Source organism: Chamaesiphon sp. OTE_75_metabat_556 (genome assembly GCF_031378165.1).
In the GTDB taxonomy this organism is placed as follows: Bacteria; Cyanobacteriota; Cyanobacteriia; order Cyanobacteriales; family Chamaesiphonaceae; genus Chamaesiphon.
Genome location: NZ_JANNDR010000500.1, coordinates 1 through 12,330, shown reverse-complemented (window position 1 = coordinate 12,330; position 12,330 = coordinate 1). Strand labels below are relative to the sequence as shown.

The window sequence follows — 12,330 nt, the reverse complement described above, 5'->3', positions numbered from 1 at the left end:
TGACCCCGCCAATTGTACGTACCCAAGAAAAAAGGTGACGCATTGGGAATGGGCGTAATCCGATCGAAATAAACCGACATCACCTCGCGGACGCCCGAAGCTGGGAGCGCGTATTCGTTACCCGAAGGTACGTCAAAGCGCAAACACAATTCGCCATCGCGGCTACCCGACGTCACCTCGTTGGGGTTGGGGGCATCATCACTGGTGAGAAAATCCAAATTGAGAACCATTAGATCCGTCCTAATTTCGCAATAACTGTTTGATGGTGCTGAGTAATTCTACTGGCTCGAACGGCTTGCAGACATAGGCATCCGCACCTTGTCGCATCCCCCAATGCCGATCGAAATCCTCACTTTTAGAACTACACAAAATCACCGGCACATCTTGAGTTTTGGGGTTGGATTTGAGTGTCCGGCACACTTCATAACCATTCATTTTGGGCATGACCACGTCTAGGACAACAATATCTGGCACGATTTCGAGTGCAACTGCAACTGCTTGTTCGCCATCTGTTGCGACATTTACTGTCATTCCACTAGCTTGGAGTAGCTCTTTGATCATTTCCCGCTGAGCGGTACTATCATCCACAACTAGAACTGTTTTCATATATCTGCTAATCGATGGGGTAAATGGACACTAAGCGAGTAAACGTCACTAATATATAATAATTTCTAAACATACAAAATACAGTTCATAGCTGATACTTATGAAATTGGGTTTGACAGGGCGCGATCGGTAAACTCAGATCGACTACAACCAACCGATCTGAGTTTACCGATGCTCAGTGGCTGAGTGTCGTTAACTATGGACAGAATCAGGCTACTCAGGCAGGGGAAGATCGCCAGCCGATCTGGATCGGATCTGACAGTACCCGCTGTTGAGCGATTTGGACAACCGCAGGAGTCGATCTGCTTTGGTGTCGGTTACATTTAGTTTTCCCACAGGATTGCCAGTTTGTTTCACAATCCCCAAGATCGATCGAAAATTCAGTTAAATTTTGTGCTGATGACAATTCGCTGGCGATGTATATATAGTTGTGAGTGATGACCTTGCGCTAGGTACGACTGACTGGATTTGGCACAGGTAACAGTGAAATTAAGCCAATTATTGGGTATTCTCACTTTAGAAGGGGTCTGCCGCAATGCTGTTGCTACAGATGCAATTTCCATCTGTTATTTATCGGTACAGCCGATAACAGGAGCCGATCTGGTCATCACAACATCAGGGTTTGTCAGGCAATCGCGCTAATGACTCAAACTTTTGGTCGTTGGCTCAGATTTATAATATGGATTAACTTATTCAATTTTCTGTATGCTCAGCAAAACCTAAATTTATTTATATAAGACAAGGGAATAATAACGTGTTGTATCTAGCAGAAGTCCAAAAACCAAAATCTGGGTTTAATATTAGCGGGAGAAGTAAAGCTGAACTGAAGTTATTGGCTTGTCAGCGGAGCGAGCAAAACTGGAGTGCCATTCCTGGTGAAGAATTAGTCGCGGCTCCTGATGAAGCGACTAACTACAATCCCGGGGTGCTGGTACTCGTCGATATGAATGCCAACCGCCAAATTCAATCGCAATTGCGGGATGCTGGCAAACATCTGGTGGGAATTCTCCAAAATCTCTCGCGCCAGATTGAAAAATATAAAAAAGAAGCCGATGAGATCGAAAGCTGGCGGCAATCGTTGAGTCTCCAAAGCCAACAGTTGCAACTGCGCCAAGAAGAGATTTATGGACGGGAAGAAGATTTAGAGCACACCCGCGCCGAACTCGACAGATTGACCCAAGAAGCCCAAGCTTTAGAGGCAACTCTGGGGCAGCACGAACAATCCCGTCAAGATTTGGCCGCTCAATGGGAACAATTGCGCGAGAAAGAACAGCATCTCGATCGACTCCAACAGTCGGCAGGCACTTCGTTGAGCGAGCAACAAGTAGATGAAATTCGGGCGGCTCTCCAGCAATTGGGCGGTACCTCCCGCGCTCTCGACCCCCAACGCCTCGAAACTACAGTTACCGAAATCGAAGGCCAACAGGAGCTACTCAACAGCCATTGGCAGCAGCTCCAACTCCAGCAACAACGCACGATCGAGACTCAATCTGAACTCGATCGCCAGCAACAGGAAATCGATCGATCCAAGCAGCAACTGCAAACCCTGCAAACTTCCCTCGAAGAAACCCAAACTGCTTGGGAAGTCCAACAGCATACTTTGAGTATGCAACAAGAATACTTGCAACGTCTCACCACTCGCATCAATATCGAGCAGGACAACTATCAAAAGATCTATTTGATGTCTAAAGGCGGTCAAGCCGATATCGGTGACGTCCAGATCGATCTCGAACAGTTGGAAAGTATGGAGATCGGTCAATTGGAAACGATCGTCGCTACCCTCCAAACCGAAGTCGATCGATCAGTCCATTTCGTCCATCTCGAAGAAGAAGAACTTCAAGAAAAACAAGCAGCGATCGACGAACTCCAACAAGCGATGTTAGTCGCTAATGAATTCGACAAGCTCAAATTGGAAGCCGATCACGCAGACGAGCGCGATGGCTATAATATGCTCGACCATACGCTAGACGGTCAACGCCAAACCATGCGCGAACGCCAGACTTATCTGCAAATTCACACCCGCGTCCTCCGCCACCGTCAAGGTCATGTACCTGAAGCTGCCGATCGATCGCAAATGGAATGGGACGCGATTTTACGCTTACTCGACAACCAACGCCAGCAACAGCAGTCTGAACTGACCCAAATGGAAACCGAGATCCAAAATCTCCGCCACACGATCGACCAAACCAAAGCCAAAATCGAACAACAGGTCGAAGCTTATCTCCAAGAATCGAAACAGGTGCAGACACTCGAACGCCAACACCAACTCACCCAGCAACAATCGATCGAGTTAGTCGCCAAAATTGCTCTCTATCAAGAGCTGATGCAGCCCCTCCAAGATCGGATCGATGCCTTCAAACGCCAATTGGGTAGCTTGGCCGATGCCGCCGAGCACCAGCCAGAGAGCCAAGCAGCGATGCAACAAATCGAATCCCTGCTCAATAATCTCGTTCACGGTTTACCGATGGGCAACTAGGCTCGATTCTCCGTGGGAGCGACTGAAATCACGCGGAGAGTGGAGGAGCATGTGTTTCAGTCAGCGATTCGCGCCCGCCTTTGTTTCCCGACGGTTTAGCGGCAAATCACGCGGAGGTTCCCTCCGCATGTGTTTGGGTCAAGACAGCGAATCAAGACAAGACAGTGGCTCCGATCGCGATGCGATCGCAACTGTATATCCCTCTAAACAATAGCTCCGATTTCTCCAGTAGAAGTCGGAGCTATTTTGTTAGCAGATAACTCCCCACTCCCCGCTCCCTCAGAAACTTATCCCAAATCCCTCACGTCAATTAACTAGTCTCGCCTAGAGCGATTCACCGCCATTTGAGTCAATGAAGTTTTTGTGCGCTCTGGCGATCGGGATTAACCAAACCCAGATAAGATCTAATACATGCAACGCCTAACTCACACTTTCAATCGCTACTTCAATTGGCGATGTCTGCTCTTGCTATCATCGATCGTGGTAAGTAGTATCGCCATCCCGATTCAGATCCCCGCTCAAGCTCAACCGTCAAAACCTCAAGGACTATCGATCCAAGCCGATACCCAAGAGGCCAATACCAAATCCCAAATAGTCACCGCACGCGGTAACGTCCAACTGCGCTACCCCAGTCGTAATATTCAAGCTAGAGCCGATCTCGCCCAATATTTTATCAAGCAAAAACGAATTTTGCTGACAGGGAATGTCTTAATCGCGCAAGAGGGAAGTACTCTGGAAGGAGAAAGTGTAATTTATCTCATCGATGAAGGTAAATTTATCGCCAATCCCAAAGCCAAACAACAAGTTCGCAGTAACTATATCGTGCCCGCTGAAGGTGGTAAAGGGCTGACCATTCTCTCAAACATTCAAGAAGCCAATACCAAAACTGAGATGGTAATTGCCCGCGGCAGCGTGCGACTCAGCTATCCCGAACGCAAACTGCAAGCACGAGCAAATACGGCGCAATACAATATCAAAGGCAAACAAATCGTCCTCTCTGGAAATGTCGTCGTTGTCAATAATGGCAGTAGTCTCCAAGGTGATACGATTACTTATCTGATTGAAGAAGGCCGATTTGTCGCTAAGCAAAAGCCCGGTCTGCCAGTGCAATCGATCTACGTCATTCCTGAGACAAACGCTAATTAGTAATTAGAATCGATTCACTCGATCGCTAATATTTTATCTCGTGAAGATTATCCTCGAAAATATTCATAAATCCTACGGAAAGCGCAATATTGTCAATCGCGTCAGTCTATCTGTCTCCCAAGGTGAGATCGTCGGTTTGCTAGGGCCTAATGGTGCTGGTAAAACCACGACATTCTATATTGCCACTGGATTGGAAAAGCCAAACCAGGGTAAAGTTTGGCTCGATGATGAGGATATTACTAGTCTCTCGATCCATCAGCGCGCGCGCTTGGGAATTGGTTATTTAGCACAAGAGCCGAGTATTTTTCGGAGTTTGACAGTACTAGATAATATCTTGTTAGTCCTCGAACAAACGAATGTACCGCGCAAACTCTGGAACCAACGCCTTACCGAATTGATTACCGAATTTAGTTTAGAGAAAGTAGTTTATACCTTGGGCAATCAAGTATCGGGCGGCGAAAGACGGCGCACCGAAATCGCGAGATCGCTAGCTGCCGGCATTAATGGACCAAAATTTTTATTCTTAGACGAACCTTTTGCGGGTGTCGATCCGATCGCGGTTGCCGAGATTCAAAAAATCATTGCTAAATTACGCGATCGAAATATGGGTATCCTGATTACAGATCACAATGTCCGCGAAACACTAGCCGTAACCGATCGGGCCTATATCATGCGCGAAGGTCAAGTCTTTGCCTCCGGCAGCAGTGATGAAATGTACGCCAATCCTCTAGTGCGTCAATATTATCTCGGTAGTGATTTTCAAGTGTAGGGATTAGTAACTATTCGCTGTCGATCGATCGTCTTACCTAAAACTTAGTGGCGAATATTGCCCGTATTCACTATTCACTATTCACTATTCACTATTCACTAAACTAACCTAGTGGGAAATCCAAGTTTATCCAGAGTTTTACTACCAGGCATCTCGGTGATGGATCGTTACATCGTCACCCAATTATTGATGCCATTTTTATTTGGCGTCGGGGCATTTTCATCGATTATTTTAGCAGTTGGGAGTTTATTCGATCTCGTCCGTCAAGTTGCTGAAGCTGGTTTGCCATTGACAGTCGCGATCGAAGTGATGGCACTCAAGCTACCTCAATATGTGGTGTATGCGTTTCCGATGTCGATTCTCCTGTCAGGGATGATGACTTATGGCAGCTTTTCCGCATCTAGTGAAATCATCGCTTTTCGCAGTTGTGGGATTAGTGTCTATCGCTTGATTTTACCCGCATTGATACTAAGTTTTGTGGTGACGGGGATTACCTTCTTTTTTAATGAGATGCTAGTGCCTGCTGCGAGTCAGCGAGCGACAACTACACTGACAAGAGCTTTAAAACAGGATAAACCTACATTTAATACCGATAATATCGTCAAACCGATCTTTAAAGAAATCGAGCGCAATGGCAAAAAAGAGCAGGTATTATCCTGGCTATTCTATGCCGAAAAGTTTGATGGCAAAACCATGAGTGGTCTGACTATCTTGGATCGATCGCAAGTAGATAAAGGCTTTAGCCAAATTATTAATGCGAAATCGGCCGTTTTTGATACCAATAAAAATACTTGGGATTTTGAGAATGGGACTATTTATCTGATCGCACCTGATGCCTCGTATCGAAACATCGTCACTTTCGAGCATCAGCAGTTACAACTACCCAAATCACCCTTTGAATTTGCCGCCCCAGATAAAAATCTCGATGATATGAGTGTCGCTGAATCGATCGATTATCTAGAAACTGTCAAACTCAGCGGCGATAGTAAAAAAATGACAACTGTTGCCGTGACAATTCAACGCAAATTAGCATTTCCGTTTGTTTGTATCGTCTTTAGTTTGATGGGTGCAGCGATGGGGATTCGCCCCCAGCGATCGGGTAAAGCTACCAGTTTTGGTGTCAGCGTACTGCTGATTTTTGGTTACTATTTATTGATGTTTGTCTGTGCGGCTTTGGGACAGGCTGAAATTATTTCACCATTTCTCGCTGGTTGGCTGCCCAATTTTATCGGACTGGCGATCGGCGGTTGGCTGATTGCTCAGGTTGCAAAATAGAATTGGCGATCGCTCTAGCAAATTGAGGTAGGGGCAATTCATGAATTGCCCCTACCTCAATTTTTAGATCGGTTTAACTAACTTTAAATTGCTCCTTCGCTGTCGTAAAAGCTTCCGCCATTACTGCTTGAATCTGCTGAGGATCTGGGGTTTTGCCACCCATCAGATCGCCGAAGTAGACACAAGCACCTTCCCCCAATGCCACCGTATATGCTGCCGCCCACGAAGCCGAAATAATACTCCCAAAACCAGGAATAAATTTGATTAACTGGCGAGCGACTAATTGGGCGACAAAACCACCCGCGATCGCGCTGACAACCCCACCAGCTTGAGATGGCGTCAGTGTTTGGCCGTACAGCTTGCCGATGAGTCCCACCATCGAGACTTGAATGGCCGTGAGGACGGGTAAATCGGCAAAGGGCAAGGGAATTGCCGCCACAGTTGCCGCTGCGATCGAACACGGTAAAATATAGTGACGCGCGACATCGCGATAGATATTCCCTAATCTGTCACCGGAATTGCCATCAAGTGGCGATTTACCAGCATCGAGTAATTGAGAGATCGCTCTAGATTCGGCTTCGGGCAGGAGATCGGCTAGAGCTGTCCGCATCGTCTCCAGACCATAAAATTCGGGCGTGTAGCCATCTTCAACCAAAGTGAAGTCAATTAGCACCGATCGATCGAATAGCCCGGTAAATGCCTGCTCGATTGCTCTAAAGGCGCGATCTACTGACTCGATGCTCGTCGGTTCTACTGGATGCTCGATTTGGGAGGTTGGATAAATTTCATGCAGACAAGTCACTGCTAATAAACAGGGAATCTGCGGATATTTTTGACGTAATTCGCTGGCGATCTGGCGCAGCGTATCGATCGCAAAATCATTGATTTTCACCGTCAGAATGATGATGCGGGGGCGATTTGTTTCGGTATCCAGATCGCCGATCAGTTCTTGGATCAGACTATTCGGATCGCGATCGACATCCCCCAAACCTACGGTATCAGTAAAGACGAGCAATGGTAGTTCGCTCGAAGGATAGTTATAGCGTGCAGTCGATTGGGTGTGGGGGCGAAAACCTTGGCCGACGATTTCTGCTGATACGCCTGTCAACCCCCGCACGATCGAACTTTTCCCCGCTTGGGGTTTGCCAATCAGCAACGCTTCTGTCGTGGGTAATTGGGCGCGAACGGTCGCCAAAATCTCGGCTACTTGAGTTTCATCGACACTAAACCATCTGCTCACAGTCTGCGCTGCTCGATCAACTGGCAAAATTTGCCGCGCTTTATCAGCAACCAGTTGGAATCCGCCAGCGATCCGATCTGGCCATGCATCCGATTTGGAATCGATTGCCGTTCGCGTTGGCAAAGCCTTTGCCTCAGCCAAAGCATCTCGTTCGCGGAGCGTCTCGGAGAGAAGAGAAGGCAGGTCTTCTCCTGAAGGAGAGGCTACGCCAACGATCAACGGTTGTTGTGGATCGGGATCAGGTGCTGATGCTTGAGGTGAAGAGGATTCTGATGGTTGCGGCACGATCTTTTAGGGAATGATGGCACTAGTAACTATCGTTATTATCCACGCGGTCGATCGTTCTCAATGGCGTGCTATTACGGTAGTATTAACCGTCGTTGGTCGTTGGCGTAGCCTCTCCTTCAGGAGAAGACCTGCCTTCTCTTCTCTCCGCGAATGAGACGCTTTGGCTGAGGCAAAGGCTTTGCCAACGCGAACGGCAATCGAGTCTGGAGCACTCAATTTGAGGCAAACCTGTTCTAACGGGGCTAAACCCACAATTCTCAACCCATCTAACGCTGCTAAATTGCCATTACACATTGACTGCCAAATTCACTGGTTGCCAAGGTTTCGGCTCGATCGCTTTTGTGCTCAAAGACTTAGTTGCCAGCAAGTCTTGAAATTCTGCAACCGTGCCTTCTGCCGATAAAATCGACATCAATAAACCCTCAAACTTAACATCGCCACCAGCCGCCGTCGGGAGGATAAACTTGGGCTTGAGCAATTCGCACAGATCTAGAGCACTAGCTTGACCTTTGATAACTGCACCGATTAATGGCAGCTTGAGATCGATCAATGGCGTAATCACGACATCGATATCGGCTGCTTGGGCGAGAGTGGGCGAATGATAGCCGTGGGGTTCGTAATAGAGACTGGTACTATCTGCACGCAAGATATAGCCATTTTCGATCGCGGTGGGGCCGACTGGCGATCCGGGGACGGCTTTAATTTCGATCTCGGCGAAGCGATAACTCTCGCCAGGAGCTAAGGCAGTCACTGTTTGGTAGCCGAGCTTTTGGACAACTTTGGCGGCACTGGGAGAACCAATGACGGGAATCGATCGATCTAAAACCTTTAGAGTCGGTGGATGCGCGTGGTCGGGCAGACCTTGAGAGAGTAAAATCAGGTCGATATTATCGGGGATGGGTCGATCGACTGTTTTGGTGCCTTGAAACAACCAGGGGAGATCGCCGAAGCTGAGATTGCCGACTAGCCAAGGGTCTAATAAAATATTTTTGCCGCCCAGTTCGATGAGCCAGGAGTTACTGTCGAGCCAGGTGAGTTGCATAAACTTTATAGATCCAGTGAGATTATTTACGTAATTTAACACTGACGCGATCGAGATTGCTACAAGCTGGTTGACAGGCGAACTCAGCATTTGGGTTGACGCAGGTCAACCCAGACTATGGCTATACGCGATCTCACTACTCGACTAGGCAGCTAATCAACTGCTAGGCGATAGTTAATGTCTGACCATTGGACAAACCGGTGAAATTATATGTGGTGCTACCCGCGATGAGTTGCTCGAATTCGGAAGTGTTCATCGTGAGGCCATTACTAGTGAAGCTCACTGTCGCTCCCGAAATGCCAATCGTATAAATTCCGGTTGTCAATTCCAGATGATCGGTGCCGCTACCGCCATCAAAGTTGCCACTCCCAAATCCTTGGAGGAGATCGCTACCCGCTCCCAGCAAAGTGACGCCATTACCACCAAAACCACCCCGCAAGACATCCACGATGTCGTTACCAGCACCAGTATCAATCGTGCTATCGTTCAAAATGCCGAAACCATTAGTACCAATCCCAGTAATGGTGTCATTGCCAGTGCCAGTCTCGATCGTGCCAGTGTTGTAGATGCCAGCGAAGCTACCAGTACCAGTAATTGCGTCATTGCCAGCTCCGGTATCGATCGTCCCCAGGTTGCTGATACCGACGCTGGCGAAGCCAGTGCCAGTAGCCGTGATGGTATCATCGCCAGCTCCGGTATCGATCGTGCCGCCGACCGCGTCTGGTCTAGGGTTGTTAGTACTGTTTAAGATGCCATAGGCGCTGCCAGTACTAGTAATGGTGTCATTGCCATCCCCAGTAGAGATCGAGACACCGGCGTTCAAGCTGACGATGCCGTAGCCGCTGTTAGTATTCGTGGCGATGATGGTATCGTTGCCAGCTCCGGTATCGATGGTGCCAAGCGTGTCGATGAAGATGCCACCAGTACCAGTAATGATATCGTTGCCATCCCCAGTGTTAATACTGCCTTTGGATGAGGTGGAGCCGGAGAAACTGCCAATTGAGATGCCATTACCACTCCCACTACCATTCCCAATACCAGTAATGATGTCGTTGCCAGATCCAGTATCGATACTACCTTCTTCGGTGCAGGTGATACCCGCAATGGTGCCAGTGCCAATAATGCTGTCATCGCCATTCCCGGTATTAATGGTGCCCTTGAGAACGCTGGCGATACCCGCTCCATTGCCAGTGGTCGTGCCAATTAGCCGATCGTCACCATTACCAGTATCGATCGTGGCGGTGCCACTTTCGTCAAAGCTACCGTTGTAGATACCCCAGTCGCCAATGCTCGTGCCAATAATATAGTCATCACCATTTCCAGTATTGATGGTACCTCCCGCCCCGTTACTGACGCCACCACTTAGACCATCACCAGCGATCGTGTCGATACCGTTGCCGGTATCGATATTGCCGAAGTTTACGACACCGCTAGGGAAGTTACCGGTCGCATAGCCACTGATTTCGTCGTCGCCACTACCAGTATCGATCGTGCCGTCGTTGAGGATGCCAATAGTGTTGTTACTAGTAGAGCTGGTTTGACTGGCAGAGCCAGTAATTTTGTCCTTGCCATTACCTGTCTCGATCGTGGCATTAAACTCGTTGTAGATGCCAACGTTACCATAGCCAGTAATTTCGTCATTACCATTCTCTGTCTCGATCTTGCCGTTGGACTTATTGAAAATGCCAACAGTGCGTAAACCATAAAAGAGGACATTCTGGGGAGTTGCGCCAGTTCCGGTAATTTTATCGTCACCATTAAGGGTGTTGGCAGTACCAGTATTGGTGATTTCTTCAGTTCCCGATCGGGGGATAATATCAGCCTGATTGGTAAACGTTAGATTTGAAAGGTTGATTGTCATAATTGAAAATCTCGGAATTAGATATCAAGAAAATCTGTAACTATCCGTTCGGGCAAGTGTAGAGGCTGAATGCGGAGCAGTCTCATCACCCCAGATCGGAAAATTTGAAGTTTAAGTATTATTTTTCAGATAAATTCATATTACATCAGAGCTGGAACTCGCGTAACTTTAACTATTGCCACTCCGATCGATCCTGAGGCAATCCTCATGGCAGCGGCATCGAGTGGCTAACGATGTGGATCGATCGGTTGGCCAGGGCATCATAGTTGCGACAGAGATTAATTCGTGACCCAAAGCTTCAATTAAGATAGTGATTAGTGAAGCAACACATCAACGATCGATTAAATTGCCGATGCCTGTATCTCAACCATCGACTGCATCTCTACCGTTACCGCCTGGTAAAGCTGGTTTACCCTGGATTGGCGAGACGATTTCATTTTTGACCGATCCAGATTTTGCGACCAAGCGGCGGCAACAGTATGGGGCAATTTTTCGGACGCATATTATCGGGAAGCCGACGGTCGTGATGAGTGGAGCGGCTGCCAATAAATTCATTTTGGCGACTCACTTTGACAAGTTTTCCTGGCGCGATGGTTGGCCGGATAATTTTAAAGAACTGTTGGGGGCGTCTTTATTTCTTCAAGAAGGAGTGGAGCATCAGCGCAATCGCAAATTGTTGATGCCAGCATTTCATGGCAAAGCCCTGGTAAATTATGTGGAAACGATCAATGAGATTACCGATCGCTATCTGGCTAAATGGTCGCAAACTGATGAGCTGACGTGGTTTCCCGAACTCAAAAATCTCACTTTTGAAATTGCCAGCGTCCTGCTAATCGGCAGTGCCCCAGGGGCAGAGACGACTGAATTGAGTCGGTTGTTTACCGAGTTGACGAATGGTTTATTTACCTTGCCGCTGAAGTGGAGCTATACGACTTATGGCCGCGCGATCGCGGCTAGAGATAAATTGCTAGCTCACATTGAAACCGTCGTCTTGGAGCGGCAACAACAGCCCACTCAGGATGCCTTGGGATTGCTAGTCCAGAGTCAAGATGAGGATGGCCTGCGATTGAGTGTGGCCGAACTCAAGGTGCAGGCGTTATTGTTACTATTCGCCGGACATGAGACAACGACATCGCTGATTGCCTCGCTGTGTCTGGCACTAGCCCAGCATCCTGAAATTTTGGCTCAAGCTAGAGCCGAACAGGTACAAATTGGATTGGACGCACCAATCTCGATCGATAGTCTCAAGCAGATGACCTATCTTGATCGCGTATTGCGGGAAGTAGAGCGCATGTATCCGCCCGTTGGCGGTGGCTTTCGGGGTGTGGTGGAGGAATTTGAATTCAATGGCTATCGAGTGCCGAAGGGTTGGCAAGTACTGTATCGGATTCCCGAAGCACATTTCGACGAGGCGGTATATCCGCATCCAAATAACTTCGATCCCGACAGGTTTGCCCCAGAACGATATGAATCCAAGCCGTCAGATTATACCCCTCTTCTATCACTCTAGGAGAGATAAAATGAATAAAAATTCAATTGTCATGAGGAGTTAAAAGCACAACTACAGAGATTAACATAGGCAATCAACGTATTAAAACTCTGCTCCAAAAGTAGATTGCCAAAAACA

The 12,330-nt window shown here is 47.9% G+C and carries 11 protein-coding genes; 5 read left to right on the top strand and 6 right to left on the bottom strand.

The features are described from left to right. The coding region (locus tag RMO27_RS20085) for a chemotaxis protein CheW (RefSeq protein ID WP_309735872.1) at window positions 1-230 on the bottom strand (230 nt) is incomplete at its 3' end. 10 nt (window positions 231-240) lie between these two features. Further along, window positions 241-606, bottom strand: a complete 366-nt coding sequence (locus RMO27_RS20080) for a response regulator (protein WP_309735870.1) — start codon at window positions 604-606, stop codon at window positions 241-243. Window positions 607-1,360: 754 nt separating this feature from the next. Here RMO27_RS20080 and hmpF point away from each other — a divergent pair. The 4 genes from hmpF (at window position 1,361) to RMO27_RS20060 (ending at window position 6,272) form a co-directional block, all read left to right on the top strand. After that, a complete protein-coding gene (gene hmpF / locus RMO27_RS20075; RefSeq protein WP_309735868.1) occupies window positions 1,361-3,082 on the top strand; it encodes a pilus motility taxis protein HmpF in 1,722 nt (573 codons plus the stop codon). Window positions 3,083-3,493: 411 nt separating this feature from the next. Continuing rightward, on the top strand, window positions 3,494-4,228 hold the full coding sequence (locus RMO27_RS20070; RefSeq protein WP_309735866.1) for an LptA/OstA family protein: 735 nt from the start codon (window positions 3,494-3,496) through the stop codon (window positions 4,226-4,228). Between the two features lie 40 nt (window positions 4,229-4,268). Further along, window positions 4,269-4,997, top strand: a complete 729-nt coding sequence (gene lptB / locus RMO27_RS20065; RefSeq protein ID WP_309735864.1) for an LPS export ABC transporter ATP-binding protein — start codon at window positions 4,269-4,271, stop codon at window positions 4,995-4,997. A gap of 111 nt (window positions 4,998-5,108) precedes the next feature. Beyond that, window positions 5,109-6,272 carry an LptF/LptG family permease gene (locus tag RMO27_RS20060; RefSeq protein ID WP_309735862.1) on the top strand — a complete coding sequence of 388 codons (1,164 nt, stop codon included), beginning with the start codon at window positions 5,109-5,111 and terminating at the stop codon, window positions 6,270-6,272. A 73-nt stretch (window positions 6,273-6,345) separates the two neighbouring features. Here RMO27_RS20060 and RMO27_RS20055 read toward each other — a convergent pair whose 3' ends face one another. The 4 genes from RMO27_RS20055 to RMO27_RS20040 all read right to left on the bottom strand — a co-directional run bounded on the left by RMO27_RS20055 (window position 6,346) and on the right by RMO27_RS20040 (window position 10,703). Further along, window positions 6,346-7,635, bottom strand: coding sequence for a YcjF family protein (locus tag RMO27_RS20055; protein ID WP_396133767.1), 1,290 nt, complete (start codon window positions 7,633-7,635; stop codon window positions 6,346-6,348). Between the two features lie 222 nt (window positions 7,636-7,857). Beyond that, complete coding sequence (locus RMO27_RS20050; protein ID WP_309735859.1) at window positions 7,858-8,094, bottom strand: hypothetical protein; 237 nt, start codon at window positions 8,092-8,094, stop codon at window positions 7,858-7,860. After that, a complete protein-coding gene (locus tag RMO27_RS20045; RefSeq protein ID WP_309735857.1) occupies window positions 8,087-8,842 on the bottom strand; it encodes an MBL fold metallo-hydrolase in 756 nt (251 codons plus the stop codon). The genes RMO27_RS20050 and RMO27_RS20045 overlap by 8 nt, the downstream gene beginning before the upstream one ends. Before the next feature lie 163 nt (window positions 8,843-9,005). Beyond that, entirely contained in the window at window positions 9,006-10,703 is a 1,698-nt protein-coding gene (locus tag RMO27_RS20040; RefSeq protein WP_309735855.1) for a calcium-binding protein, read from the bottom strand. A 352-nt stretch (window positions 10,704-11,055) separates the two neighbouring features. Here RMO27_RS20040 and RMO27_RS20035 point away from each other — a divergent pair, with 352 nt between their 5' ends. Further along, a complete protein-coding gene (locus tag RMO27_RS20035) occupies window positions 11,056-12,213 on the top strand; it encodes a cytochrome P450 (protein WP_309735853.1) in 1,158 nt (385 codons plus the stop codon). Window positions 12,214-12,330 lie beyond the last annotated feature (117 nt).